This window comes from Vibrio sp. Vb0667, assembly GCF_033391095.1.
Genome location: NZ_JAWPOL010000001.1, coordinates 178,750 through 205,524, shown reverse-complemented (window position 1 = coordinate 205,524; position 26,775 = coordinate 178,750). Strand labels below are relative to the sequence as shown.

Sequence of the window (26,775 nt, the reverse complement as noted above, 5' to 3'; positions counted from 1 at the left end):
TCATGAACAACGTTAATACTCGATTCCATAAAACGGTGGTTTATTCCATTGTTGGGATCATGCTCATCCCGATTTTAGCGACCTTTGTCTATTCGCTTTCATCACGCTGGGGTGCCACGGTGCTTCCAGATGGTTTCACTTTTGATTGGTACGTTAAATTGCTGACCGACCCACGCTTTTTGCAAGCGTTTGGGCGTTCGCTGTTTATTTGTATTGCTTCGCTAATCCTCAGTGTAATTCTGGTTCTGCCAGCGATATTCGTGGTGTTTTACTACTTTCCGAAGCTCGATAAGCTCATGAACGTATTGATTTTGCTACCATTCGCTGTACCACCAGTGGTGTCCTCCGTCGGCTTGCTTCAACTTTATGCTGACAGTGAAATCTCCCTTATCGGTACTCCTTGGATTCTAGTAGGTACTTACTTCACCATAGCGTTACCGTTCATGTATCGTGCGATTTCTAATAGCTTCGAAGCAATTAACCTTAACGATTTAATGGACGCTGCACACTTGCTAGGAGCAAGCACAACCAAAGCGTTTTTGATGGTCATTTTACCTAACCTCAAAAAAGGACTGATGGCATCGCTTTTCCTTTCATTTTCATTTCTATTGGGAGAGTTTGTGTTCGCCAATATTTTAGTCGGCACACGTTATGAAACCCTGCAAATCTACTTGTATAACATGCGTCAGACGAGCGGCCACTTTACGTCTGCCTTAGTGATGACCTACTTCCTATTTATTTTTTTACTGACTTGGTTGGCAAGTCGTTTCAGCCGAGGAGTCAAACAATGAGCTACGTAACAGCGAAAAATCTGACTAAATGTTTTGGTGATAACACCGTATTTGAGGACATTCACTTTAACATCGAGCAAGGTGAATTCATTACGCTTTTGGGCCCTAGCGGTTGTGGTAAATCGACACTACTTCGCAGCCTTGCTGGGCTTAACCCTGTCGATGGAGGCGAGATTTGGGTAAACGGAGAAGATATCACGCATCAAGTCCCGCAAGAGCGTGGTATTGGGATGGTCTTTCAATCGTATGCGCTGTTTCCCAATATGACCGTCGAAGGCAACATTGCATTTGGCTTAAAAATGAAAAAGCTTGCGAATGATGATATTCGACGTGAAGTGGCTAAAGTCATCAAACTGGTGGATCTGGCAGGTAAAGAAAAACACTATCCGCATCAACTTTCTGGCGGTCAGCGCCAGCGTGTCGCACTCGCTCGAGCGTTGGTGGTGAAACCTCGCATATTATTGCTTGATGAGCCACTTTCTGCGCTTGATGCCAAAATCCGCAAACACCTTCGTCAGCAAATCCGAGATATTCAGAAAGAGATGAATCTCACCACTATCTTCGTAACTCATGACCAAGAAGAGGCGATGATTATGTCTGATCGTATCTTCCTAATGAGTAAAGGGGAAATTGTTCAAGCAGGAACACCTGAAGAAATTTATACTCATCCTGCTAACGAGTTTGTGGCCGGTTTCATGGGGCACTACAACCTTGTAGAGGCCAATAAAGCCAAGCAACTCTTCAACATTGATACCGAATGGAAAGTAGCGATTCGCCCAGAGTCTATATATGTAAAAGAGCAAGGTCGTCAATATGATAGCCACATCTCAGCGCCACAAGTAGGTACGATCACCAACCACCAGCTTCTAGGTAATGTTATTCGCTATCAAGTGAACGTTGAAGAGTGTGAGCTCACTGTTGACTTACTTAACCGCTCTTCAGAACGCTTACTAGCGAATGGCAGCCAACTAGAACTACTCTTTAACCTAAACGAAATTCAACCAGTGAGAGCCTAAACATGTCCAAACCTTTGTATGTTTTTGATATGGATGAAACCCTAATAAACGCTGACTGCGCAATGATTTGGAACGAGTTTATGGTTGAGAAAGGCATCGCGACTGCTCCTTTATTTATTATGGAAGATCAGCGTCTAATGGCCTTGTACTCTGAAGGCAAAATGGACATGGAAGATTACCTAGCGTTCTCCATGAAGCCACTAGAAAACATGCCGATTGAAGAAGTAAACGCCTTGGTTGAAGAATGTGTTGAAAGCCATATTTTGCCTAAACAGTTCCCTCAAGCCAAAACCCTGATTGAGCAACTGTCTCGTGATGGTATAGATATGGTTATCATCTCTGCCAGCGTCACTTTTTTGGTGGAAGCCGTTGGTCGCCGTCTTAATATTCCAACCGCACTCGGAATTGATTTAATCGAGAAAAACAACCGTTATACTGCTGAAATCGACGGTATCCCGAGTTATCGTGAAGGCAAAGTCACGCGATTAAAACAGTGGCTAGAAAATCAGCCTGAGCCTTATTCCGAAATCCATTTCTATACCGATTCAATCAACGATTTACCGCTTTGTGAATACGCGAACTACGCTTATCTGGTAAATCCATGCCCACAACTCAAAGAACACGCCAACAGACCGAATTGGAGTGTGTTAAGTTGGGGGTGATATAGCCTCACAAGACCGTTCTTCCTAAGTAAATACTTTTCTATTTGTTCAAAGAGCAGTTCTTTCTGCTCTTTTTTACTTCTCTTCATCACAAATTAATCACTTGATTAAATACTGATTAATTTTTCACATGTCGCATGAGAAATCAGCGTCTTATAATTAATCAAATGTTTAATATTTTGAGAGAAGATTGTGACGGAAGCGCATCGAAGGGCGGGAAGACCCACAGATAATATCGACGCAAGGGAAAAACTGATTTTCCACGCGCGCGAACTCTTCACCATTATGGCTTATGACAAGGTCTCTACTCGCCTAGTCGCGCAGAAAGCAGGCGTGAACGTGGCGATGATTCGTTACTACTTTGGCAACAAAGAAGGCTTGTTCGAGACCATGTTGCGCGAAACACTGTCACCGGTGCAAAAGCAGATGCAGACGTTGGTATCCAACAGTAACGAGCAAAACTTTCTCGATCTAATGCGCACCTACTACCGCGAAATGATCAAGGTACCACAGTTCCCACGCTTAGTTGCCCAAGTTATGAATATGCCCCCATCGGAAACCCAACGCAAACTGCTCGAAAAAGTCTTCGCAGATATCAGTAAGCCAATGCAAGGCGTGATCTTTGATAAGTTGATCGATAGTGGCGTTTTACGAAAAGACGCCGACCCTCAACTTTGTCGCGTCTCTTACATCAGCTTGATGGTATTTCCTTTTATGGCACCACCAGCACTGCTCGCCATTCATGGCATTGAACTTTCTGAAGCCTTCTTGAACCGATTATTCGAACACAACATACAACTGATGAAACATGGATTTTTAGACTCGGGCGACCAATATGAAGATAAATAAAAAGCTGCTGTTCTTTCCTGCTCTTGCGGTGGGGGTCGTCATTCTGTTTTTGGCGATTAGCCTCAAACCAGATTTGCCCGTAAAACCCGCTGGAGATCGTGCACGGTTGGTCGAGACGATTCCACTTGAGCTCAAAGCCATTGCTCCAGTAGCCATAGGGTTTGGCAAGATCGCCCCAAAAGTGGAATGGAAAGCGATAGCCGAAGTGACGGGGAAAGTGGTCTACCGCCATCCGCAGCTGGAAAAAGGACAAGTGTTGCAAGCAGGGACAGAAATCTTGCGAATCGACCCACTCGATTACGAACTGAAACTGGTTCAAGCTCAAGCCGATCTCAAATCTGCTCAAACCTCTCTGGCTAAGCTGAACCAAGAAGAAGCGAATCTCAAAAGCACACTCAAGATAGAAGCCAACCGTCTGGTTATCGCCAACAAAGAGTTAGACCGTAAACAAAACCTACGTAAGAAAGGCTTAACCTCGCAATCGGATGTAGATCAGCAAGAGCAAAGCGCGCTCTCTCAACGTAAGTTAGTGCTGGATATTGAAAATCAAATTGGTTTGATGCCGGATGAGAAACGAGTCGCGGAAGCCCTAGTTAAAGTTAATGCATCAAAAGTGGATGAGGCCGAACGCTCGCTTGATAAAACCATCATCACGCTTCCTTACGATTTGCGTATTGCTGACGTAGAAATTGAGAAAAAGCAAGTGGTTAACCTCCAACAAACCATGGTGACAGGACATGGTATTGATGTCATGGAAGTGGAAGCTCAACTATCCCTTCATGACATGCAAACTTTGGCGGCGAGCATCGGTGAGTTTGTCCGCGATGAATCTGGTATTCCACAACCTGATATGAATGCGATTCATGCCAACATTGAACTCAGCAGCGGTAACCTCTCTGCAAGCTGGCCAGCAAAAGTTGCACGCATCAGTGAAACGGTTGATCCAAGCCAAGCGACTGCCGGTGTGATTCTGGAAATTGAACAAGACTACCGTGCATTAAACCCAACGTCTGCGCCTCCATTGGTGAACGGCATGTTTGTGCGTGCCTTGATTGAGGGACAAGAGAACCCGAGTTGGGTCATCCCAGAGCGTGCGCTTCATGGCGATAAGATTTACCTGATGGGAGATGACAACCGTCTGCAAGTCGTCACGGTTGAAGTGTTATATCGTCGCAATAACCAAGTGGTGATCGATGGTCAACTAGAGCAAGGTCAGAAGCTGATCATCAACGATTTGCTGCCTGCGATTAACGGCATGCTATTGAAAGAGTCACCTGAACAGTCAGAAACGGCTATTGAGGAGTCTGATTCATGATCCGATTCTTCGCCAAGCATCCAACAGCAGCCAACTTGCTGATGCTAACGCTGCTGATATTGGGGATTTCTTCACTTTCCACGATTAAGCGTGAAACTTTTCCTGAGTTTGATCCGCCCTACATCCTAGCTGGTGTGGTTTACCCCGGCGCTTCCCCTCAAGAGGTAGAAGAGAGCATCTGTATCCGAATGGAAGATGCTGTCGATGGCCTTGCCAACATTAAAGAAACTCAGTGTGAGGCGATAGAAGGCTCTGCGCGTCTTATCTTAAAACTGAATGAAGAAGCCGACATTGGGCGCATGTTGGTTGATGTTCAAACCCAGATCAACTCGATAAACGACTTCCCACAAGAGATTGAATCTCCTGTGGTCCAAGAGCTCGATTGGAACGAGCCAGTTGTGGATGTCGCGATCACCGCAGATACCACATGGCCAGAGCTAAAAGCGTATGCCGAACAGCTTAAACGCACGTTAAAAATCGATTACGATGTCTCTTTGGTTGAAGTTGCAGGCTTCTCTGACCACCAATACCGAGTAGAGTTAGATACTCAAGCCATTCGCCAACTTGGCTTGAGTGTGGGTGATATTGCAGAGCAGATTGGTCGTCAAAACGTCAAGTTGCCAAGTGGTAATGTCGAAACGCCAGATAAGAACTTTCTGATCCGCTTTGACGAACGACGCGTGACGCCGGAAGAGCTTGAGACTATCGTCGTGGGCTCTGGTACAAATGGCTCAATCATCCGTCTAAGAGATATTGCGACGATTACCGACCGGTTTGAATTGGACGAACAGAAAGTCCTCTTCGATGGTCACCCTTCTGCCCTACTAAAAGTCAGCAAAAACAAAGAAGACGATGCACTGCGCATTAAAGAACGTGTTGCTCAATTTGTCGAAGAACAACAAGCCATCGCGCCAGACGGTGTGATGCTACAAATGACCAATGACCTTTCATCCGTGCTTTGGGATCGCCTGACCATGATGGTCAAAAACGGTTGGCAAGGTATCATTCTGGTCTTCGCCACCATGTGGTTGTTCTTTAGTTTTCGCTATTCCTTTTGGGTCGCAGCTGGTTTGCCCGTTGCCTTCTTAGGTGGGTTATTTTTGATGGCGCAACTTGGCCTGTCCATCAACATCATGTCTTTAGTCGGGCTACTCATGGCCATCGGTATCATGATGGATGACGCCATCGTTATTGCCGAATCGATTGCCGCTCACCTCGACCGAGGAGAAGAGATCGATGATGCCGTGATAAAAGGCGTGAAAAAGGTACTGCCGGGGGTCATCTCTTCCTTTTTAACTACGGTGTGTATTTTCGGTAGCTTGTTATTTTTGCAAGGTGAAATGGGTGCGGTACTTAAAGCGGTTCCTCAAGTTCTGATCCTCGTACTGAGTTTAAGTTTGGTGGAAGCCTTCTTGATCTTACCTAACCACCTTTCTCATTCACTGCATAAACAAAAGCAAGAGCGAACAACACCGAAGTTCAAACAAAAGCTGCTCGCTTCTTTTGAAAACTTCCGCAACACCACCTTGGTCAACGCAGTGGATAAAGTGGTCGAGTATCGCTATGCCTTTATGGGTGGCGTGGTTGCCTTGCTTCTTATCTCCGCTGCCACGTTAGTAGGTGGTTTGCTCAAGTTCCAACCCTTCCCTGAACTGGATGGCGACATTGCAGAAGCGCGTATTATTCTTCCTCCGGGTTCTTCTCTGTCTCAAACGGAAGCTGTCGTCGGTAAGATCGTTGCTTCCGCTCAAAAGCTAGATAAAGAATGGACAGAAAAAGTGGAAGACGGCAATCCATTGGTTCTGCACATCACCAGTCAATTCAATGCTAACGCCGACGCGAATGAATCTGGCCCTCACATTGCCACGGTACGTCTGGATTTGCTGGGCGCCGAGAGTCGTAACACACTCATCGATGAATTTATCGACGCATGGCGTGAAGACATTGGTGAACTTGCGGATCCTATCTCACTGGTATTTAAACAACCGACCATGGGGCCAGGTGGCCGGGCGATTGAGATTCGAGCGAAGCATGATGATCTGGATGCACTCAAAGCAGCCTCTATCGACATTCAGCAATACTTGAATGAATTTGACGGTGTCCATGGCGTATTAGATGACATGCGCATGGGTAAAGAAGAAGTCTTGGTTAAACTTCGTCCTGGGGCGGAAGCTTATGGTATTAACGGTCAGCTCATTGCCAATCAATTGCGCGCGGCTTTCTTTGGCCAAACCGCAGACGAGATCCAAGTTGGGGTAGAAAACATTTCCATCGAAGTTCGCCTCAATAAAGCGCAAGCTGGTGACTTACAGCAATTGGCAAACTTCCCAATAATCTTGTCCGATGGTAATCAAATCCCACTCGCGACCATTGCAACTTTGGATTTCCAGCGTAATTACGTAAGAATCCAGCGCATTGATGGCTTGCGCACTGTAAGCGTATTCGGCGATATCGACAATACGAAAGCCAACTCAACCGCCATTATTCGTCAGTTCCAACAGGATGAAGCACCAAAGCTTATGCAAAAGTATCCTGGTCTTCGCTTTGATTTTGAAGGTGAAGCCAAAGATACCGCTGAAACTGGCGCATCAATGGGTAAAGGCTTCTTGCTTGGTTTGTTTGGCGTGTTTGCGATTCTGAGTTACCAATTCCGCAGTTATTTGGAACCATTCGTCGTAATGCTTGCGATTCCCCTCGCCTTTATTGGCGTGGTATGGGGACACATCCTACTCGGTCACTCATTAAGTATGCCAAGTATGATGGGCTTTGTCTCACTAGCGGGGATTGTGGTGAATGACTCGATTCTGTTAGTTCAGTACATACGCCATCATGTGGATGAAGGGGATAATGTGCATGACTCGGTAGTCAAAGCCAGTCGGGAACGCTTTAGAGCAGTATTCCTAACATCAATGACCACTGCAGCAGGTTTGCTTCCGTTACTGACTGAAACCAGTTTGCAAGCACAGGTTATCCAACCACTGGTTATCTCCATCGTGTTTGGTATTTTCGCATCCACTCTGCTGGTGTTGTTTATGATCCCTGCTGCGTATGCCATTTTAGCTGACTTCGGCCTAGTCCATAAGCACGAAGAAATCTAAAACGACTGATAAGTAAACTTATCAAAATGAACAAGAGCGGCTTAGGTCGCTTTTTGTTCAATACCAATGCGTTAAAAAACACACAATCACTTAACAAGCAGAGGGTTATTGTGTCTCATTAAGTGTAAATATGAACAGTTAAGGATTAAGTATGTTGAGTTTTATATAACCAAATCAAATAACCAACACAAGATTTATAATATGTCTTATTGTCAAAAACGGCATTTCACAGAGTAAAAATACACGTAGGCAACACATTCACAATTTAAACTCACGATAATGAAAACATTGATTGAAGAATTAACATTTTAACAATGATTACAACAATGTTAACTTTAGCCTCGTTGGTCGCGCTGGTGGTAAGCCTCTCACCAAGCCTATTGTCAGTTTTATATGGACGTTCGACCACCTCCAAAATGAATAGACACCCAATTTGGTGCCCTTTTTTCGCCCGTGAAAGCATTCTTCGCGGGCTTTTTTCTTTAAGTTAAGTATGAACGCTCTGGATCAACTTTTTTTTGCCAACCTTTCGGATTTGGAGGTAGTATGCGAATCAATAAGCGGAGACAGTGCTAGCAACTCTAAAACATTTTTTTCAAAGATTTCATCCGCGTGTCTTACCCAATCTAAAAACTTTTTTTGAGCAAACATAGGCTCGATTTCATATAAAAATTCAATACTAAAGTAAAACTCATTTTTGATAGGCAAATTGTACACTCTTCGATAGTCTTTTTTATACTCCAAATTTCCTTCTACATATTTTGAAAATGTATTTTCACCAATCTTGATATCTTGGCATTTGATTGGAGGATAACCACGAAGAAACTCTCCTACAAGGAACTCTTCTTTCGCTCTCTTTTTTTCTTCGTTTATCGGGTCCATTCCCCAACGATGATTTGCATACGCAATGGCATCATTCATCAACTCTGTATGATCACCTTTTTGAGAACCGTCAGGTGACTCTACAGCATGATAAAAATCCACGTACTCTTTCTCTATAAATGAAGATAGTTGATTAACACTAGTAATATATTTATCTGAAGATTTAATCCTTAACCGAATATATAAGCTACCTTGTTTATTGATTGGTAATAGTGGATTTATTATTTTATTTTGAAAAGAGAAATAAATCGTGGCCAAGTTTATAAACTTTTCATGCCGCTCTACTTTTGAATCAATATTGAATCGTTGTAATTCAATAAAATCTTGGTATACATGACCTTCATATATATTGTTCGGACATTCAAATGATAGTACTAAGTCATCTATCTGGAACGCATTATGTAATAAATTAGAGAAATCCGGCTTTCCTCTAAAACCATCTTTACACATTTTAATAAAACTCATATGTCTATCTCTTATTCTTCAAATATGCATCAATACCTTTAAACGAGAGCCTGCAATATGAGTTCTAATTCAAGTAAAGGTAAGCCACATACTAAGGTAGTATGAAGGTCAAAAAGGAGATCGGATCTTTTCTAAATTTTAAATATCTAACATCACCTCCACTTTACTGAAATCTACACTTTTGAAAGTTACATCCGCTCCATCCAGCAATAGCTCATCAAACACGCCAACTATTGATAATAGGCTTGAGGATCTGCTCTCCACCCATGAAATGAGAAACAAAAAAGCCAGCCTTAAAAGGCTGGCAAGTAGAGCAACAAGGTCAGTGCTTACTGCTAACTAACACCGAACTCGTATTGGATTCATTTTCGTCTGTTAGTCTCTTTTATCGGCGTTTATGACTTGCTTGCTTTCTCTTTGTGGCACGTTACCTTTACTAACTGTTCTTGCTCATCTTTAATGTTTTTCACGATACGCTCATCACGTGCGTGAATGGCATCCATGTTCATTTGCTGAATATCTGCTATAGCTTCATGTTTCATCTCAGAAAAGTCCTGACGTAAATCTGAGCTCCACTCCTCTTTGTCTAAAGTGTTAGCAGCAGCGATTGGTGATGACATTACAGCAATAAGACTTAGAGTAGATAGAAATACGCTTTTCATAATAAGCTCCTTGAGGATTAGCAGTTAATTTTAATTACAATTTATATATTGCACATACGATGCCAACTTTTATTTTGTTATTTTTCAACGACTTAAACAAATCCTCATATTCAACGTTATCTTCGTCTGGTAAATTTCGCTAACCAAGTGTCAAATTAGCCATACGAATTTAAAACATTAGAAACATACACATTAGAAATGCTTTGTCAGGCAGTTTTCTCATCAGATAATTACGTAACTGCCCACTAAAAAATCACTTTGAATCAAAATGCGGAAACAAAAAAGCAGCCCGAAGGCTGCTCCTAATCGTTAATATCAAGCTTGTTAACTCGATACGCTTGCTTCAACGCTCGACGTCACTGGCGACTTTCTGAAACGATTAATCAAACGATGGATAAACCTCTTAATCGATCTGAAAATATTTTTAATATCTTCAAGCATTAAATACAAACAAGGCACCAACACTAAAGTCAGAACCGTTGCGTACAACACCGCAAAGCCCAAAGCGACAGCCATCGGTATGACAAAACGCGCCTGCAAACTCGTTTCAAACATTATCGGCAATACACCCGCAAACGTCGTTATTGAGGTGAGCGTGATAGCTCGAAAACGAGCACAACCCGCCTCAACAACCGCTTGTTTGATGTTCATACCCTTTTCTCTCACTTGGTTTACGTAATCTGTCATAACCAGAGAGTCGTTGATAACCACGCCAGCAGCGGCGATCAAACCAAATGTCGACATCATACTGATGTCTAAACCTAGCCAGAAATGGCCCCAAATCGCCCCCGTCAGACTAAACGGAATGACGGACATTACAATCAAAGGTTGGGTATAACTTTTTAACGGTACAGCTAACAAGATGTAGACGATGATCATGCCTGCAATAAAGAACAAAATCTGTTCATTACGCTGCGCAGCCTGCTCTTCAATATCACCGCCCAATTCTGTTTTCACAGTTGGGAAGGCTTGCTTCATGTCCGGTAAGATATTGTCGTCAATGACCTTAACGATTTCTTGAGGTTCAACCAATTCTTCGTCTATGGAACCATAGACATAAACGGTTTGATACCCGCCTTCACGTCGAATGCTACTCACGCCCGGCTGCTCATTGATCTTCACCACATCACCCAACATGACCTTCTTACCTGCTGGTGTGGTAATCACAGCGTAACGCAATGATGAGAATGCTTCACGCGTCAATTGCGGGTAACGCACCATAACTTTAATTTCTTCACCATCACGAATAATGCGCTGTGCTTCGCCACCATAAAAGCTGCCACCAACTTGCTCTGCGATCATGGTGAGATCCAGACCGAGATCGTACGCTACAGGCGCAAGAGACAGGAGTACTTCTTTGCTTCCAGAATCAATAGAAGATGAAATATCATATAACCCTTCTTCCTGCTGTAAACGCTCTATCAAGTAACGCCCAGCCTTGTTGAGCTCATTGATGTTAGAACCAAACAACAAGTAACCAAACTCATCTCTGTCACCACCACCCGCACTCTGCTCGCGGATTTTGATGCTCTTCATACCTGGAATAACAGGCATAGCTTCACGCCAACGTCGAGCCAGTTCAAATGTATTGAACGGGCGTAACTCTTCATCAACCAGAGGTACTAATACACGACCTTCGGTGCGGCTTCTGTTGTACGACAGCACATCACGAATCATTCCTTGACCATGTTCCGCAATGGTCTCAGATTCGATCTTTTGCATGATACGTTCAATAGTCTTGAGTGCACTGATTGTCTGCTCACTTGAAACGGTATCATTCATTTCAATAGTGATCGCAGGATAGTCGGTCGGCACTTTAGGGTTAGGGATCACCCGAACATAATTCGCGTTGATCAAAGCCGCGCTGATCAGCAGTAAACCACAGAACACCGCAAACACTGTCCAGCGCCAATGGGTGCATGTTGTTACAAAGTTACGATATGGACCATTTACAAAACCAAAAAAACGTTGGTTAAATCGGTCACGCCAGCCACCTGGTTTAACTGGCTTAAAATGAGTATGCGCAAGGTGTGCAGGAAGGATCAGCTTCGATTCAATCAAACTGAAGATCAAACAAAGAATCACGACCCCCGCGATACCATAAAAGAAGGCACTATCAATACCACTCGAAAGCAAGAATGGTGCGAATACAGCAATCGTTGTCAGAACACCAAATGTCGCTGGCGTAGCAACACGTTTGACACCGCGTACCACGTTCTCGACACCGCCGCCCTTTTCTTCGATTTCACTGTACGCACTTTCTCCCATGACGATGGCGTCATCCACCACAATTCCGAGCACCATGATGAAAGCAAACAGCGAGACGATGTTCACTGTAATACCCAAAGCTGGCATCATCATTACAGCACCGAGGAAACAGACAGGTAGCCCAATCATTACCCACATAGCCAAGCGGAAACGTAGGAAAATGGTCAGCATAATCGCGACTAATGCAGCGCCTTGCAGCAAGTTTTTCAACATCATGTCGAGACGCCCATTTAAATAATAAGTCGTATCAACTAAGACTTTGAGCTTAACATCCTGCGGCAATGTCTTGTTTTTTGCTTCAATATAATTACGAACGGACTGTGCAACAGGGATAATGTTCTGATCACGAGTTGCTTCAACAGACATGTAGATCGCATTTTGCCCTGAGTATTCAAAATAGCGCTCTTCTTCCGTAAAGCCATCTTTGATCGTGGCGATATCTTGCAGTAAAACCTTCGCACCATTTGCGCCAAGCTTTACAGGAATATTTCTAAACTCATCACCACGGTAGTATTGGTTTTCAATCCTTACTGCAATCATCCCTGAGTTTGTTTTTACTTCGCCCGCAGAAAAGTTAGCTGAATAACGGCTGATCGCGCTGCTGATATCGCTCAACGTAAGGTCGTATTTACGAAGAACAAGTGGGTCAACTTCAATCGCTATTTCTTCTTCTGGCGCACTCAGATACACCAGCATGACGTTTTCTAACTGAAGTAATTCATCTTCGATTTGCTTAGCAAGCGGTTTAAGCTCCTCGAGCGGTCGGTCCCCAACTAACCCCATTTCGATTACATCTTGGCGCCATTCAACTTGGTAGACATTGATTGGTTCCATACCCGCTGGTAAGTTAGACAAGGTATCAATACGTTGGTTTACATCATCTAAGACACGCTTGATATCGGCATTAACGTCTACCTCGATGGAAACATACGCGCTACCTCTAGAGGCCGTTGAGACTGCTTTTTTAATCCCGGTGACGTCTTTAATCGATTCCTCGACCTTAACGAGAATACTCTCTTCTATCTCTTGAGGAGAAGCGCCAGGATAAGTCGCACGAACATCAATGTAGTTCACCTCAATATTCGGAAACATCTGCCTTTGAATAAAGAGAAAGCTCACCACACCCATGATAATGATGAACACCATCAAAAGGTTGGCAGCGACGGGGTTATTCGCAAAATAGGCAATTAAGCCCTTTTGTTTAGTATCTTCCATGACATACTCCTACTTACTGTACGACGGTTTCGGAGTCGTCACTCTTTTTTGCGATTTGTACCGCCATGCCTTTTTGAGGGTACTCGGGCAAGGTCAGTACCAACTTATCACTTTGCTCTAAACCTTCGCCCACCAACAAAAACTCACCTTCTGCTCTCAAAACCGTGACAGTTCTGGGTTGAAGTTGATTATCGCCATTCACTACCCACACGGTACGATTTTTTACTAATTCCTGTGGCAAGCGGTAGATATGCTTAAGTTCCTTACCAGTGAAGCTCACTTCAACGTAGGAGCCGAATTTAATTGGAGGCTGCTGGTTATCGACACCGTATGGGTCCGCGATTTGAATGACCATGTTAATCATTCGGGTAGCGCTATCAATCATGCCTAGATCACGAACTACTCGACCTTCTCTAGTGGTAGAAAACACACCTTGCTGCGTCACTGTCGCAGTGAGTTCACCAATGGATTCGGGTAAAAATGCACTATCAAAACCGGCAATCGGTACGTGCACCTCTGCCACTTCGATGTTGTTTAATGTGGCAACTCGAGAACCAGATGTAACAAATTGACCAACACCAATATCACGCTCAACAACCAGCGCATCGTAAGGTGCAACGACTTTGCAATTTTCTAACTCTCTTTTTGCTCGTTTGAGTGCCGCTTGAGCCGACTTCACTTGCGCTTGTGCGCTCAAAACGTGAGGCTTGCGTAAATACAGATCCGTCACTTGCTTATCGCTCAGTCTCTTTGCCTGACGTTTTGCCACTTCGGCTTTCGCTTGTTCCTCAATCAAGTTTGCGCGTGCACTAGCTAAATCGGCTTCAGCTTGTAAAACCGACGCTTCATAGTTGTCACTTTCAATTGTGAAAAGAACCTCTCCTCGTTTTACGATGCCACCCGTCACAAAATTCGGGTGCCAACTCGTAACTTCACCACTAACTTGCGCGGAAAGGTGTGTTTTTTCAAAAGGGACTAATTCACCGTGACCGGTAATCACCACTTTGTGATCGGTAGGAAAAAGAGAAGAAGCCTGAACAGTAGGTTCTGTAATTGCATCTTTGGTTGACTCTTTTTCCGGCGCAGTTGCGGCAATTGCAGCATATCCTGCATAAGAGCCTCCAACGACGACGAAGGGTAAAAGCCAACGTAATATGGGTTTTGCTAACATCGAAAATCCTTTTTTATTGTTGTTTTCAACACCACACTTTTATTCAGTCCATTGCTCCCGGTAAGCATGGTGGTGAGAGAATTGAATTTGAATAAACATCAAAGCGGCACTTGCCTAGTCTTTTAAGCAGCTAACTAGATAGTTATTGCCAATTCAAAGTTAATAAAATTAACAAAAAATTAACCAACTGCGCAAGTTGCTCTGACTTAACTTTTATTCTAAACAGCAAATGACATGCCAAGCATTTATTTATTAAAAATCATATGGTTATATAAAAAGCATTATTTTATCCAGTGTGCTATTGGTCATAATCACCAGATATTAGTGATTATGACCAATACGGCCATAATGATAATTAAAATAAATGATTATCTGCGCTCTAAAAGTTGAACTTAGTGCAGGCTCTATGGCAATTCATTGATTAATCGCTCGTTATCAAACGGTTCTGGGTGCATGTGGCGTCAGCTTAAGTCTATAATTTGGAGTAGGTAACACTCTGTAAGACAAGGAAATGTGCTTTGTTACAAACGCTCGCCAAGTTGCTCTTCCCCTCGCTGCTCACTATTTTATCGGCATGCTCATCCGTATCGTTGAATGACGCCAGTGAAAAGTCCACCAGCTTTCAGCTCGGTTATCAAAAGGATTCTGTTCTTGCGCAGTACTTTGAAGCTTACGGGAGAGACCCTAAGTCCATAACTGGCTTTGCACCGTTAAATCAGGGACACGATGCCCTTCTTGCTCGAACCTCTTTGATCGAGTCCGCCCAGAAAAGCCTTGATCTTCAATACTATATTTACCGTGGTGACGAAACGAGTCAGCTAATAACGTGGCGCTTGTATGAAGCGGCAAAGCGTGGTGTTCGAGTAAGGCTGTTGCTTGACGATATGCAAAAGCGAAACGACGATGTGATGGCTGCCCTCAATGCACATCCTAATATAGAAATCCGCTTATTTAACCCGCATCAGTATCGCGACTCCCGTTGGTTCGCTCTTGCTAGCGATTTTGAACGCCTTAATCGTCGTATGCACAATAAGTCTCTGATTGCAGACAGTGTTTCCGCCATTGTCGGAGGTAGAAATATCGGCAATGAATACTTCTCTTTTGAATCGCAAGTTGAGTTTGGTGATTTTGATCTTCTGCTCTATGGTGAGGCGGTACAACAAACTGCCGATCAGTTCGACCTCTACTGGAATAGCGCCTATTCGATACCAATGGAATGGATTACACCGAATTCACAGCAAATTACCGACCAAGCGATTCAAAAGCAGGTCAATAAACTCCGGTTAGAGGAAAAGTTTTCAACCGGCCGCTATGACTTCACTCAACTGGATATGTACCAAGATCTAAAACAAGGCAAACTCAAGCTCTACTGGGGAGAAGCGAAAGTATGGTTTGATCTGCCCGATAAAGTCGCGACCCGAGAGAGCCAACTTATTGATAATTTGTCGGAACTGGTTAAAAGTGTTGAGGATTCATTTGTGCTCATTTCTCCCTATTTCGTTCCAACTGAAGCAGGTACTCAAGCATTAAGTAACGCGGCCAAGCGAGGCGTTGATATCACGATTGTGACCAATAGCCTCGCGTCTAACGATGTGTTTGCCGTGCATGGTTGGTACGCAAAATATCGAAAAGATCTACTCGAAGCTGGAATCAAGTTATGGGAAGTAAAAGCGAGCGCGAAACTCAAAAGTAAGTGGAGCCTCACGGGGAGTAGCAGAGCAAGTTTACACGCAAAAGCAATGACGATTGATAACAAAACACTTTTCGTTGGTTCGATGAACTGGGACCCACGTTCGGCCGCTTTGAATACCGAAATGGCCGTTGTTATCGAACAGCCAGAATATGTGCAAATGTTTCTAGAACAACTGCCGAATCAACTGTCGAGTAACGCCTATGCCTTAACTCTGCGCGACGGGGACATTGTCTGGACCGACGTAAAAACAGGCGAAGAATACGACTCCGAACCAGAAGCAGGAGTATGGCGAAAAATGGGCGCTTGGTTCTCCGGAATATTACCAATTGAAGATCAGCTATAACAGTTGCCAATACTGCAAATCTCCCCAGTCACGCAAAACAAAATGGACGCTAGTTTTGGGGCTGGGGACACAACCAACATAAGGAAGTTCAATGCCAGCGCAATGGAATGAATACTATCAGAAGATTTTAAGCCAACCTCACCGCCCAAACGTGGAAAATGCCGTAAACCTACTTAAGGTAGAAGGCAAAGTCGCTCTCGATATTGGCTGCGGAATAGGTCGAGACAGCCACTTCCTCCTCGAAAAAGGATTTAAGGTTCACGCATGTGATAGCAATGAAGATGCAGTAAAAACTTGTTTAACACGCTTTGAAGGTAATAAACGATTTTCGGTTTCGCAGTGCTGTTTTACTGAATTTAATTATCCTCAGTGCAGCTTGGTTATCGCAAATGCCAGTTTGTTCTTTTGCCCTGACACAGGCTTCAAACAAGTCTGGACAAAAATAGACAGCGCATTACAACCAGGCGGTATCTTCTGCGGCGATTTCTTGGGAGTGAAAGACTCCTGGGTTACCTCCGAAATGCATCCAAACATTACCGCATTAACAAAAAAGGAAGTGGAAAGCTTATTCGAGGGTTACGGCCTCATTTCATTGCATGAAAGAGATGAAGACGGGACCACTGTAGTAGGAAGCCAAAAACATTGGCACATGTTTAGTGTGACCGCTCGAAAGCGCTAAAAATGGTCTCTCAATAAAGAAAGCAGCACTTCAAATCAGTGCTGCTATCAGAGATTAATTGACGGGATACACCACTTCAAAACGCTCTAAAACCAGCGTACGTTTCTCATGCCAATCGATGTTCAACTCATCGCATTCAGCTTTAAAAAATGCAGTATGTGCATCACGCCACCAGTTTAAGGTTCTATCACCTTCGCCTTCTGCGAAGGCAAACTCTGCGGTTACATCCTCATATTTGCATGTACTTACGTCAGTAATTCGTATCACGCAAACCGGGTCCCCATCCCAATTCGTCACTACTTGTAAATGACCGACTTGGGGCATGATTTCACCATGCTCTCGATACCAAAGCTCCAAACTGCACGATGCTGTTTTCTGTCCAATACGAACCAAATCTGCGCATACATTCGCGTTGTATTCGTCGGCACAATAATAGTCAGCACTGACTGATGGTACAGCTTCCCTTTGTTCTGGTGATAATAATTCTAGGAATTGTTCTAAGTAATCCTTAGCTCGCGCGTCCATGCTCACTCCATTAATCATAAATTCGCAAGGAGGATAAAAGATATCACAACAAATAACCACCAGGAACAAACTGAAAAACAACAAGAATATGACTTCTACGTAGACGACTGTTATTTCTTTTGTAATAACTTTGCTAAACGTTTGTGCTATTTGCTATTGTTGCATGGTCTATCTGTACTCTTCTCGTGAAAGGACGTTATATGCGCTTATTTATTGGTATTTTTTTCTCGCTGATACTTGCCTTGCCAACAATGGCATCGGAGGAAAAGTATTCAGAATCGGATCTGTTAGATAGACCATTAATGGAACGCTATATTTTAGATGAACTAAAAGCGCTACGTCAGGACTATCAAAGCCTAGAAAAGCGAATGATCACAGAGATCACCGATCGCGAGCTAACGGTCGCAGATAAATCGTTGAACTATGCCAACGTGACCGTTACATACTTCTTCTACATCATTGCTGGTGTCGCATCGCTGATTGCCTTTGTCGGATGGCAATCTCTGCGCGAGTTTAAACACAACACCAAAGAGATGGCTGATAAACGATTGGAGAAGATCGCCCAAGAATACGAGAAAAAGTTTGTCGCCCTTGAGCGAGATTTAAAACGCAAAACTCGCATTATCAGTGAAAACAACAAAGAGATTGAGAAAATCAACGAGATCCATAACTTATGGCTACGTGCACAAAGCTCTCAAACTCCAGAACAACGTATTGAAATCTATGATGAAATCTTATTAATTCGTCCAGGTGATTTAGAAGCGTTGACTTACAAAGCCGACGCAGCGATGGAAATCAACGAATACCATTGGGCACTTAGCATTTGTAACCGCGTACTTGAAGTCGATTACACCAACGGCCCTGCACTGTATCAACGCGCGTGTGCATACTCTCGCCTTGGTATCGAAGAGCAAGCTATTGAAGACTTGGAACGCGCAATTGAATACAGCCCATCCATTCGTGATTTACTTGCCGAAGAACGAGACCTCGAATTGCTGCACGGTAATGAGCGTTTTGAAAAGCTCTTACATCTAGCAAGCGAATAATGGAATAAACAGCATGAGCAGCCACTTTAATCTAGAAGACGCTAGCCAAGTATTGGTTGGTGCTTTTGCCCTAGCAGTCCCGATCTCATTTTCGGAGGAGGCGTGGCGATTGGGTGAGAGCCTACCAATGGCAAACTTGCTCATGCTGTTAAGTCTTTCTGTCATTTTCCTCAGTTTTTTCGCGTATCAAAGCGTGTTTCAAAGCCACATCAAGAATCGCGTATCCATCTTTATTTTTCGTGTGGTTATCGCGTACCTCATTGCGGCCGTTGTGGTAGCGTTAGTTCTTTTCTGTCTTGATAAGCTGCCACTCATGAATGAGCCTTTGGTTGCGATAAAGCGCGTTATCGTCATCACAATGCCTGCTTCGATGGGCGCGATCGTAGTCGACAGTTTCGACAAAGAATAGAGATAATCGCTACTCTTCTTCTAACGTTAAGTTCGACCCCGAGTGGTCTTTCCCTAATACATCTTCTGGGTTTCGCAGTGCGCAGGTTTCTAACGACAAGCACCCGCAGCCAATGCATCCGCCTAAATCGTTTTGCAACGCTTTAAGTTTTTGAATCTTTTGTTCTAACTGTTCATGCCAATGGCTTGCCATTTCTTCCCATTGCGCTTTGTTAGGGGCTTGGTGTTTCGGCAGTTCATCTAACGCATGTTTAATTTCTTCTAACGACAACCCAACTTGCTGCGCTGCTTTGATCACCGCAACACGGCGCAACACACTGCGATGGTAGCGACGCTGATTACCTTGATTTCTCCAACTCGAAATCAGTCCTTTTTGCTCGTAAAAATGTAGGGCAGATACTTTCACTCCAGAACGTTTTGCCACTTCTCCTACGCTGATTTCCATCCTTGACTCCCTGTGTATCAATTTTGTTAAAAAAATGCTTTACCTCAAGTTTACTTGAGGTTTTAAAGTTGCACCATCTTAATTAACGCTAAACCCCGGCGATCTCAAGATAATGTGTTCAGCGCGAACGACTTGGTTGTTAAACACAAGACAGTTGGACATCAACCTTTTGAAATCCATCGGGAGTTAGAGGCAAACATAATGAAAAATAAAACTCAGCCGTACTTAGCTGGCCGCTTCTTCGACAGCATTTCCTCTGGCTTATTCATGATGGCACTGCCATGGGTCATGCTTTCCGAACCTAACATGGGTACATTCGTCGCTTTAGTTTCTCTGAGCTGCACCGCGATTTCTTTTCTAGCAACGCCTTTCTTTTCCACTTTAATTGACCGACATTCACGCAAAGTACTACTCGTGCTCAATCAATGGATTCAATCGGGTATGGCTTTGGTGGTGTTCATTGCTTATTGGTTAGGGTTCGAGTCACACTGGTTGCTGGCTTTTGCACAATTGGTGTATTGGGTTTCGAGTAATTTTGCATGGACGACCAACAACGCTTTCACCCAAGAAAATTATCAGCACCATGAGTATGCGAAAATTTCGGGTCAGCAAGAAATTGTAATGCAATCCACAACCCTCGGAGCTGGCGCGTTGGGTATTGTTTTGCTTGAAATGTGGGGTATGAAAGAGTTTGCTTTGTTTGCGGCCAGCGCCTCTGCGTTAGCAGCGATGTTCTATATTCTGACGCCTTATACCCAACAATTAAGGGCATCAAAATCCGTTGCTTTCATCGCGCAACTCAAAGAGAGCAAACAAATATTCCGCCTCGAACCCCGATTTTATGGCTTTATTCTGCTCTCTTGCCTCTCTTATCCTGCATTGACGTATTTGAGCAAACTGGTGCCGATTTGGTTTTCTGAACAAGGCATCTCTGGCGATTGGTTTGCAGGGTTCAACATCAGTTTTGGCCTCGGCTCGTTGCTAACCGGCTTTATTGTCACCAAAGTGCTAAGCCGTTCCTCCCATAGCCACATTATGTTCGCTTCGATGGTTATGGTCTCTTTTGCGCTTATCGGGATGAGTTTTGCGATGAGCCCGCTGACCATCTTATTGTTTACGGCGCTGTTTGGCGTATTTAACGCGCTAAATCGCATTGCGAGAGTCAACTGGATGCATCACACCGTAGCGGTTCATCAACGAGGTCGCGTCGATGGCGGCATCAGCATGTTTGCCACCACCATTCAATCTCTCAGTTACGTCCTGATTGCAATATTGAGTCATTACGAACTAACACAATACGGTTTTGCAATCGCAGCTGCTGTCATGGTATTAGCAGTGATTTTGATGGGATTACTCAGCCGAGACGTCGAGCCGTTTAACGACCTGCCCCTTCATGCAGCAGCAAAGTGAAGCATAGAAATTGAGAAGTTGAGAAATTGAAAAAGCGAGATAGGAAGGCAACCAACATCGTCTTCCTATTTTTTACGCCAGCACTTTTGCCTCTATCGCTTATCAGCAAGGTTGGGTATTCTGAGGTGACCAACATGAGCAGAGAGAAATCGCAGTGAACTTAAGGCAATTAGAAGTCTTTTACGCCATTATGCAAGCAGGAACGGTGTCAGGCGCGGCTCGCTTACTGCACGTTTCCCAACCTAATGTCACTCGAGTTCTCGCCCATACAGAACAACAACTGAGCTTCGCTTTATTTGAGCGTGTAAAGGGCCGTCTCGTTCCAACTCAAGAAGCCAAAGCCTTATTGCCAGAGGCTGAAAAAGTCTATCAACAACTCGGACAATTTCGCTCTCTGACCAACAAAGTCAAACAGGGAACTCAACATTTACGAGTCGGTGCTCCGCCTGTTTTGGCCGCACACTTGTTAACGCCGACTGTCGCGTTGTTGTCGAAAGAGCACAGCATCTCCTTTGAGCTCTTAACGGCCAATCGCGATGAGCTGTGCTCAGGTTTACTGAAACATGAATTGGATGTCGCCATTGCGTTCGGTGAAGAAACGCCACCAGCGATCATGGGACACATGTTATTAAAAGAAAACTTGGCGCTAATTGCCCCTAAAAGCGCAGCGATACCCACAGAAAAAACCGTCACTTTAGAAGAACTCATCAGTCACGATTTACCCATTATCGGTTTAGATAGCCGAGACCCTCTGGGCTTGCTGTTACATCAAACCTTGTCAGCGCGTGACGAGCATTATCAACATGCCATTACCGTCCGCAGCTACTCCGCGGCGGCTGAACTGGTGAAAAACGAAGCAGGATTCGCGATTGTAGACCCTTGGACTGCAAAACAATATCGCCAAGATAATGCCGTTTCCGTGCATGCTTCGGAGCCAAATATGTCCTTCTCTGTCTCTATTTTATTCGCAGAGCACACACCTCAATCCATTGCGACAAAGCAATTTATCACCGCCCTAAAACAACAGATGGTTTAAAGGTATAACCTGAAGTTATACCTGCCTAACAAATAAGCATTCGGTTTCCTAAATCAGTCTGGCTACATTAATGAGCAATAACGATGACGAAGGGAACCATCATGCAAATTGCTCAACCTTACCTACTTTTTCTTGGCGATGTAACCGATCCACTCGCAGCAAAAACCGCACGTGGCATATATCAATGGCGACCTGAGATTTGTCTTGGCCAAATCCGCCTGACGCCAGAAACCGTATCGCTTGGTTTAACCGACATGACAATACAACAAGCGCAGCAGCAAGGAGCAAAAACGCTGGTGCTCGGCACGGCAAATCCAGGAGGCGTCATTCCCGAAGCTTGGCAAGCAACCTTACTTGAAGCGGCAGAGATGGGATTTGAAATTGCATCGGGCATGCACCAACGTTTGGCGGAATTTGCTCCTCTTGCCGATCTAGAACAACGCGGATTAACCAAACTATATGATGTTCGTCATTATGATGCCCCGCTCAAGGTCGGCAATGGCAAAGCTCGCGCAGGCAAGCGAGTACTTACTGTAGGGACAGATTGCTCCGTTGGCAAAATGTACTCTGCCCTTGCCATTGAGCATGCATTGAAGCGTAAAAACTGTCGTGCAGAGTTCAAAGCAACGGGTCAAACCGGAATTCTCATCGCAGGCAGTGGCATTTCGATTGATGCCGTAGTTGCCGATTTTATCTCCGGCGCAGTAGAAGCGATCAGCCCTAAGTTCACCGATCACGATTGGGACATCATCGAAGGGCAAGGTTCATTGTTTAACCCTTCGTTTGCTGGCGTAAGTTTGGGCTTACTTCACGGCGCACAAGCTGACGCTCTGATACTGTGCCATGAGATTGGTCGCCCGCACATCCGCAACTTACCACATGCGAGCTTGCCAACCATTGAACAAACGATAGAAGCGAATCTGGCCGCTGCTCGCCTAACAAATCCAAACGCTCAATTAGTGGGTATTTGCTTGAACACTTCGGCGGTCAGCGAAGAAGATGCAGCCCAGTTATGCCAGGATTGGAGCGACAAATACCAAGTGCCCGTCACCGACCCTGTACGTTTTGGCGTTGATGCGGTTGCAGATAGGCTCCTTACGATTTAAGAAACATTTACGGTTTAGAAAATAACTGCGGTTTAGGGAAAACTAGTGAGATGAAAATTCATGTAGAACCTGTCACGCTTGCCATGGCGACACCATTTCGCATCTCTCGCGGCAGTCGGACAGAGTGCCACTTAGTCCGAGTGACAATTGAACATCGAGGCATGACAGCCCAAGGTGAATGCACGCCATACCCTCGTTATGGTGAATCGGTTGAATCGGTGATTAAGGCGATTTCTCACGCCGCACATGAACTGCAAAGTTTGTATGCCAAAGGCGAAGCTGATGTCATGGTTCTCAAAAGCCAGCTTCAATCGTTATTGCCCGCGGGGGCGGCAAGAAATGCATTGGATTGCGCCCTTTGGCATCTTCACGCGCTTTTGAGCCACAAGCAACAGGTTCACGACCTCTTTACGTTACCCGAGGCGATTGTGACGGCGATGACGGTTTCTATCGACACGCCGCAAGCGATGGCAAAACAGGCACAAGCTTACCTTAGCCAAGGCGCAAAACTGCTAAAGGTAAAACTGGATGGTGAAAACGTGATTGAGCGCGTTGCAGCAGTACGCGATGCCGCGCCGCACGCACAAATTGTCTTAGATGCGAATGAAGCGTGGCAAAACCTCGACCTCGCGACGGTATTTGCTCAACTCGAACCGTTTAATATCACCATGATCGAGCAACCGTTGTCACAAGACTGCGACGACGTACTCGCCAGCATTCCACACCCCATTCCACTTTGCGCCGATGAGAGTTGTCACACCAGAGAGCAATTGCATCAACTGCTTGGCAAATACGAGATGGTGAACATTAAGCTAGATAAAACTGGCGGGCTCACTGAAGCACTATTATTAGCCGACGACGCCCAAAAACTCGGTTTTAGCCTCATGTCCGGCTGTATGTTGGGGACGTCGCTGGCGATGCGAGCCGCGTTACCCATTGCTGCTCAGGCGAGCGTTGTCGATCTTGATGGCCCGGTGTTACTAGGACAAGATGTAACGCCAAGCTTGGTTTATCGCGACGGCGAAATCGTTCTTTCCAAATAGCCTAAACAATCCAGAGGTTTTACTCCAAAAGTCAGAACCTCTGAGTTTATGATCTCGATAAAAAAAACAATCAGCCCCATCATGAAATAAGTCACATAAATTATATGGTTATTGAGGCATGCTAAGATTCCAGTAGTCCAAGAAGGTGATCTTATGCATCGAGTCATCCGGAAAATGACGTGGAAAACGAATAGGCGGTAATCCCGCCCTACTCCAATGCAGTGCGTGGGTTTCTATAACAACCCACTTCCTAGCAATTCGTAGGTTTTTCACGCCATCTTGCAAGGAGGCTCTATGCCTATCAATAAAATACGCAATATCGCTTTTGTCGGTCAAACCGGGACCGGTAAAACCACACTGATAGAAAAACTGCTCTTCACCTGCGATGCCACCCACCATTTAGGCAGCGTAGAAAAAGGCGATACTGTTACCGACTTCGACCCTCAATCCATCCAATATCAACACAGTATTGAAGCAACGCCAGTCGCACTGCGCTGGAATAAACACCGGCTCAATATCATCGACACTCCGGGACAAAACGAGTTACTTGGCCGTACTATCAGCGTTTTTCCTGCCGTTGAAACATCCGCCCTTGTCATCGACCCTCAAACACCACTAAACCAAACTTCCGATCGCCTATTCACCTTTGCAAAAGAGCAGCAAAAATGTCAGATGATCATCATCAATAAGCTCGATAACCACGGTAATCAGTTAGAGAGATTGATGGAGAACATCGTTGAGCATTTTGGTGACCACTGCTTGCCGATCAACTTACCTTCGACTGACGGAGAATCTGTAGTTGACTGCTATTTCGAACCAGAATTGGGACGAGAAACCTTACTTGCAACGGTAGATGAAGCTCATGAGACCTTAATTGACCAAGTTATCGAAGTCGATGAAGAACTAATGGAACTGTATCTGGAACAAGGCTCCGAACTCACCGCAGAGCAACTGCATGATCCGTTTGAAGAAGCACTGAGAACTGGACATGTGATTCCTGTCTGTTTTGTCTCAGCACAAACCGGTGCGGGCGTCGAGCTGCTGCTACGCACCTTGGCGGAGATCATGCCCATGCCAAACGAGGGTAACCCTCCTCAACTGGAAAAGAACGGCAAAAAAATCAAAGTAAATTGCGAAACCTTAGAGCACACCGTCGCACACGTGTACAAAGTCAGCGTCGACCCATATATGGGAAAACTTGCCTACTTACGTGTATATCAGGGTGAAATCAATGCGGGCAGCCAGCTTTATATTGGCGAAAGCAACAAGGCATTCAAGGTTGGGCACTTATATCAACTGCAGGGCAAAGATAGAACCGAGATCCCTCGCGCGCTTACAGGCGACTTCTGCGTTTTAGCCAAAGTGGATGATCTCGAATTCGATTCAATCGTTCATGACTCTCACGAAGAAGATGGTGTTCAACTCAAAACGTTGGATCTTCCTGACCCCATGTATTCTTTGTGCTTGAAGCCTCTTAAGCGTGGAGATGAGCAAAAATTAGGAGATGTGCTGAATAAAATTGCCAGTGAAGATCCTTCTCTGCGCATCGAACATCGCGCTCGCACCAACGAAACCATCATCAGCGGCCAAGGGGAGTTTCACCTCAAAGTCGCATTAGAAAAGATGGCGAACGTGTACAAACTGGACGTCGAAACCTGCCAACCAAGCGTCGAATACTTTGAAACCATCACCAAACCTGCCGAAGGGCATTATCGACACAAAAAACAAAGTGGCGGTGCAGGCCAATTTGGTGAAGTGCAATTGAAGGTTCGTCCACTCGAACGTGGTGCCGGATTTAAGTTCATCAACAAAGTGGTGGGTGGCGCCATTCCAACCGCGCTCATTCCTGCTGTTGAAAAAGGTATTTTGCAAGCGTTAGAGGAAGGCGCGATTTCTGGCAACCCAATTAAGGATGTGGAAGTCACCGTTTATGACGGTAAATATCACTCCGTCGATTCGAAAGAAATAGCGTTTGTCATCGCAGGTAAGAAAGCCTTTTTAGATGCGATTAACAACGCAGATCCTATTGTGCTAGAACCCATTGTCCAGATGGAACTGCACATCCCAACCGCGAACGTTGGCGATGTTTCTGGAGATTTATCTGGAAACCGAGGCTTAATCGAAGGCACCGAGCCAATCGACAGTAGCTTCACCTTACTCAGAGCCAAGTCACCAGTAAACGAGCTGCAAGATTACGCTCGTCGATTACGAGCTATCACGGGTGGTGAAGGCAGTTTTAGTATGACTTTAAGCCATTACGAGCCCGCGCCACCAGCAGTGCAAAAACAGGTCTGCCAAGGCAGTGCACAACAAGGTTAATTCCCTACGATTCAAATCAATCACATAAACAAAAAAGCGCCCTCATTTTGAGGGCGCTTTTAGGTAAAAGAAAAATTATTTATCGAGAGACAAACCTATCTGACTGATTTTGCTTTCAAACTCTTCGATGCTGTTCGCTTTGTAAGTCGGAGCACCGTTAAAGTAGCGCGGTTTCTCTGGCAGCATCGCATTTTTCAGCTCTTGTTCTTGATCGATATTGTCATGGTAAACCGTTACACGATTTGGAATATCCTGCTTCATTACAGCCATTTTGGTTCTCCTTTATTAAGACGAATAGTAAGCGTAGAACGAATTTATCGGAGTACAG

General features: G+C 44.7%; 22 protein-coding genes. 15 read left to right on the top strand and 7 right to left on the bottom strand.

Annotated elements, in window-relative coordinates:
- The first annotated feature begins 2 nt into the window (after positions 1 to 2).
- The 6 genes from R8269_RS00980 to R8269_RS00955 all read left to right on the top strand — a co-directional run bounded on the left by R8269_RS00980 (position 3) and on the right by R8269_RS00955 (position 7,731).
- Entirely contained in the window at positions 3 to 791 is a 789-nt protein-coding gene (locus R8269_RS00980) for an ABC transporter permease (protein WP_064369404.1), read from the top strand.
- Positions 788 to 1,807, top strand: coding sequence for an ABC transporter ATP-binding protein (locus R8269_RS00975; RefSeq protein ID WP_085569185.1), 1,020 nt, complete (start codon positions 788 to 790; stop codon positions 1,805 to 1,807). Before R8269_RS00980 ends, R8269_RS00975 begins: the two co-directional genes overlap by 4 nt.
- 2 nt (positions 1,808 to 1,809) lie before the next feature.
- On the top strand, positions 1,810 to 2,469 hold the full coding sequence (locus R8269_RS00970; RefSeq protein WP_258664377.1) for an HAD family hydrolase: 660 nt from the start codon (positions 1,810 to 1,812) through the stop codon (positions 2,467 to 2,469).
- Between the two features lie 192 nt (positions 2,470 to 2,661).
- Positions 2,662 to 3,318, top strand: coding sequence for a TetR/AcrR family transcriptional regulator (locus tag R8269_RS00965; protein WP_042523279.1), 657 nt, complete (start codon positions 2,662 to 2,664; stop codon positions 3,316 to 3,318).
- Positions 3,305 to 4,633, top strand: a complete 1,329-nt coding sequence (locus tag R8269_RS00960; RefSeq protein WP_213907137.1) for an efflux RND transporter periplasmic adaptor subunit — start codon at positions 3,305 to 3,307, stop codon at positions 4,631 to 4,633. Before R8269_RS00965 ends, R8269_RS00960 begins: the two co-directional genes overlap by 14 nt.
- Entirely contained in the window at positions 4,630 to 7,731 is a 3,102-nt protein-coding gene (locus R8269_RS00955; RefSeq protein WP_215810477.1) for an efflux RND transporter permease subunit, read from the top strand. The genes R8269_RS00960 and R8269_RS00955 overlap by 4 nt, the downstream gene beginning before the upstream one ends.
- A gap of 507 nt (positions 7,732 to 8,238) precedes the next feature.
- Here R8269_RS00955 and R8269_RS00950 read toward each other — a convergent pair.
- The 4 genes from R8269_RS00950 to R8269_RS00935 form a co-directional block, all read right to left on the bottom strand.
- The gene (locus tag R8269_RS00950) at positions 8,239 to 9,078 is read right to left on the bottom strand and encodes a DNAase (protein ID WP_215810476.1); all 840 of its coding nucleotides are present in this window, start codon (positions 9,076 to 9,078) and stop codon (positions 8,239 to 8,241) included.
- Positions 9,079 to 9,473: 395 nt separating this feature from the next.
- Positions 9,474 to 9,740 carry a hypothetical protein gene (locus tag R8269_RS00945; protein ID WP_005373876.1) on the bottom strand — a complete coding sequence of 89 codons (267 nt, stop codon included), beginning with the start codon at positions 9,738 to 9,740 and terminating at the stop codon, positions 9,474 to 9,476.
- 324 nt (positions 9,741 to 10,064) lie between these two features.
- On the bottom strand, positions 10,065 to 13,223 hold the full coding sequence (locus R8269_RS00940) for an efflux RND transporter permease subunit (protein WP_213987643.1): 3,159 nt from the start codon (positions 13,221 to 13,223) through the stop codon (positions 10,065 to 10,067).
- A gap of 13 nt (positions 13,224 to 13,236) precedes the next feature.
- Positions 13,237 to 14,394, bottom strand: a complete 1,158-nt coding sequence (locus R8269_RS00935; RefSeq protein WP_215810475.1) for an efflux RND transporter periplasmic adaptor subunit — start codon at positions 14,392 to 14,394, stop codon at positions 13,237 to 13,239.
- Between the two features lie 518 nt (positions 14,395 to 14,912).
- Here R8269_RS00935 and R8269_RS00930 point away from each other — a divergent pair.
- Positions 14,913 to 16,430, top strand: a complete 1,518-nt coding sequence (locus R8269_RS00930; RefSeq protein WP_047102775.1) for a phospholipase D family protein — start codon at positions 14,913 to 14,915, stop codon at positions 16,428 to 16,430.
- 91 nt (positions 16,431 to 16,521) lie between these two features.
- The gene (locus R8269_RS00925; RefSeq protein WP_215810474.1) at positions 16,522 to 17,109 is read left to right on the top strand and encodes a class I SAM-dependent methyltransferase; all 588 of its coding nucleotides are present in this window, start codon (positions 16,522 to 16,524) and stop codon (positions 17,107 to 17,109) included.
- Between the two features lie 54 nt (positions 17,110 to 17,163).
- Here R8269_RS00925 and R8269_RS00920 read toward each other — a convergent pair whose 3' ends face one another.
- Positions 17,164 to 17,634 (bottom strand): ASCH domain-containing protein, encoded by a 471-nt coding sequence (locus R8269_RS00920; RefSeq protein WP_017635141.1) that lies wholly within the window; start codon positions 17,632 to 17,634, stop codon positions 17,164 to 17,166.
- Between the two features lie 200 nt (positions 17,635 to 17,834).
- Here R8269_RS00920 and R8269_RS00915 point away from each other — a divergent pair, with 200 nt between their 5' ends.
- Together R8269_RS00915 and R8269_RS00910 are read left to right on the top strand one after the other, a co-directional pair.
- Complete coding sequence (locus R8269_RS00915; RefSeq protein WP_005373890.1) at positions 17,835 to 18,680, top strand: tetratricopeptide repeat protein; 846 nt, start codon at positions 17,835 to 17,837, stop codon at positions 18,678 to 18,680.
- Positions 18,681 to 18,693: 13 nt separating this feature from the next.
- Entirely contained in the window at positions 18,694 to 19,089 is a 396-nt protein-coding gene (locus tag R8269_RS00910) for a DUF2391 family protein (RefSeq protein WP_005373896.1), read from the top strand.
- 9 nt (positions 19,090 to 19,098) lie between these two features.
- On the opposite strand, the gene soxR is transcribed toward R8269_RS00910, so the two are convergent.
- The gene (gene soxR, locus R8269_RS00905; RefSeq protein ID WP_005373898.1) at positions 19,099 to 19,533 is read right to left on the bottom strand and encodes a redox-sensitive transcriptional activator SoxR; all 435 of its coding nucleotides are present in this window, start codon (positions 19,531 to 19,533) and stop codon (positions 19,099 to 19,101) included.
- A gap of 201 nt (positions 19,534 to 19,734) precedes the next feature.
- On the opposite strand from soxR, the gene R8269_RS00900 reads away from it, so the two are divergent.
- From R8269_RS00900 to fusA, 5 genes are all read left to right on the top strand, one after another.
- On the top strand, positions 19,735 to 20,943 hold the full coding sequence (locus R8269_RS00900; protein ID WP_042523295.1) for an MFS transporter: 1,209 nt from the start codon (positions 19,735 to 19,737) through the stop codon (positions 20,941 to 20,943).
- Between the two features lie 154 nt (positions 20,944 to 21,097).
- Complete coding sequence (locus R8269_RS00895) at positions 21,098 to 21,979, top strand: LysR family transcriptional regulator (RefSeq protein ID WP_215810473.1); 882 nt, start codon at positions 21,098 to 21,100, stop codon at positions 21,977 to 21,979.
- 101 nt (positions 21,980 to 22,080) lie between these two features.
- A complete protein-coding gene (gene dgcN, locus R8269_RS00890) occupies positions 22,081 to 23,085 on the top strand; it encodes an N-acetyltransferase DgcN (RefSeq protein ID WP_191115971.1) in 1,005 nt (334 codons plus the stop codon).
- A 50-nt stretch (positions 23,086 to 23,135) separates the two neighbouring features.
- Positions 23,136 to 24,128, top strand: a complete 993-nt coding sequence (dgcA, locus tag R8269_RS00885) for an N-acetyl-D-Glu racemase DgcA (protein WP_262649084.1) — start codon at positions 23,136 to 23,138, stop codon at positions 24,126 to 24,128.
- 294 nt (positions 24,129 to 24,422) lie between these two features.
- Complete coding sequence (fusA, locus tag R8269_RS00880; RefSeq protein WP_042523303.1) at positions 24,423 to 26,447, top strand: elongation factor G; 2,025 nt, start codon at positions 24,423 to 24,425, stop codon at positions 26,445 to 26,447.
- A gap of 75 nt (positions 26,448 to 26,522) precedes the next feature.
- On the opposite strand, the gene R8269_RS00875 is transcribed toward fusA, so the two are convergent.
- Positions 26,523 to 26,717 carry a hypothetical protein gene (locus tag R8269_RS00875; protein WP_005373920.1) on the bottom strand — a complete coding sequence of 65 codons (195 nt, stop codon included), beginning with the start codon at positions 26,715 to 26,717 and terminating at the stop codon, positions 26,523 to 26,525.
- Positions 26,718 to 26,775 lie beyond the last annotated feature (58 nt).

Excerpts from the sequence above, each read along its gene's own strand:
- R8269_RS00925 (WP_215810474.1), top strand. The coding sequence starts at position 16,522 with ATGCCAGCGCAATGGAATGAATACTATCAGAAGATTTTAAGCCAACCT.
- R8269_RS00875 (WP_005373920.1), bottom strand. The coding sequence starts at position 26,717 with ATGGCTGTAATGAAGCAGGATATTCCAAATCGTGTAACGGTTTACCAT.
- R8269_RS00940 (WP_213987643.1), bottom strand. The coding sequence starts at position 13,223 with ATGGAAGATACTAAACAAAAGGGCTTAATTGCCTATTTTGCGAATAAC.
- dgcA (WP_262649084.1), top strand. The coding sequence starts at position 23,136 with ATGAAAATTCATGTAGAACCTGTCACGCTTGCCATGGCGACACCATTT.
- R8269_RS00980 (WP_064369404.1), top strand. The coding sequence starts at position 3 with ATGAACAACGTTAATACTCGATTCCATAAAACGGTGGTTTATTCCATT.
- R8269_RS00960 (WP_213907137.1), top strand. The coding sequence starts at position 3,305 with ATGAAGATAAATAAAAAGCTGCTGTTCTTTCCTGCTCTTGCGGTGGGG.
- R8269_RS00945 (WP_005373876.1), bottom strand. The coding sequence starts at position 9,740 with ATGAAAAGCGTATTTCTATCTACTCTAAGTCTTATTGCTGTAATGTCA.
- R8269_RS00920 (WP_017635141.1), bottom strand. The coding sequence starts at position 17,634 with ATGGACGCGCGAGCTAAGGATTACTTAGAACAATTCCTAGAATTATTA.
- R8269_RS00900 (WP_042523295.1), top strand. The coding sequence starts at position 19,735 with ATGAAAAATAAAACTCAGCCGTACTTAGCTGGCCGCTTCTTCGACAGC.
- dgcN (WP_191115971.1), top strand. The coding sequence starts at position 22,081 with ATGCAAATTGCTCAACCTTACCTACTTTTTCTTGGCGATGTAACCGAT.
- R8269_RS00975 (WP_085569185.1), top strand. The coding sequence starts at position 788 with ATGAGCTACGTAACAGCGAAAAATCTGACTAAATGTTTTGGTGATAAC.
- R8269_RS00970 (WP_258664377.1), top strand. The coding sequence starts at position 1,810 with ATGTCCAAACCTTTGTATGTTTTTGATATGGATGAAACCCTAATAAAC.
- R8269_RS00910 (WP_005373896.1), top strand. The coding sequence starts at position 18,694 with ATGAGCAGCCACTTTAATCTAGAAGACGCTAGCCAAGTATTGGTTGGT.
- fusA (WP_042523303.1), top strand. The coding sequence starts at position 24,423 with ATGCCTATCAATAAAATACGCAATATCGCTTTTGTCGGTCAAACCGGG.
- R8269_RS00950 (WP_215810476.1), bottom strand. The coding sequence starts at position 9,078 with ATGAGTTTTATTAAAATGTGTAAAGATGGTTTTAGAGGAAAGCCGGAT.
- R8269_RS00955 (WP_215810477.1), top strand. The coding sequence starts at position 4,630 with ATGATCCGATTCTTCGCCAAGCATCCAACAGCAGCCAACTTGCTGATG.
- R8269_RS00915 (WP_005373890.1), top strand. The coding sequence starts at position 17,835 with ATGCGCTTATTTATTGGTATTTTTTTCTCGCTGATACTTGCCTTGCCA.
- R8269_RS00935 (WP_215810475.1), bottom strand. The coding sequence starts at position 14,394 with ATGTTAGCAAAACCCATATTACGTTGGCTTTTACCCTTCGTCGTCGTT.
- soxR (WP_005373898.1), bottom strand. The coding sequence starts at position 19,533 with ATGGAAATCAGCGTAGGAGAAGTGGCAAAACGTTCTGGAGTGAAAGTA.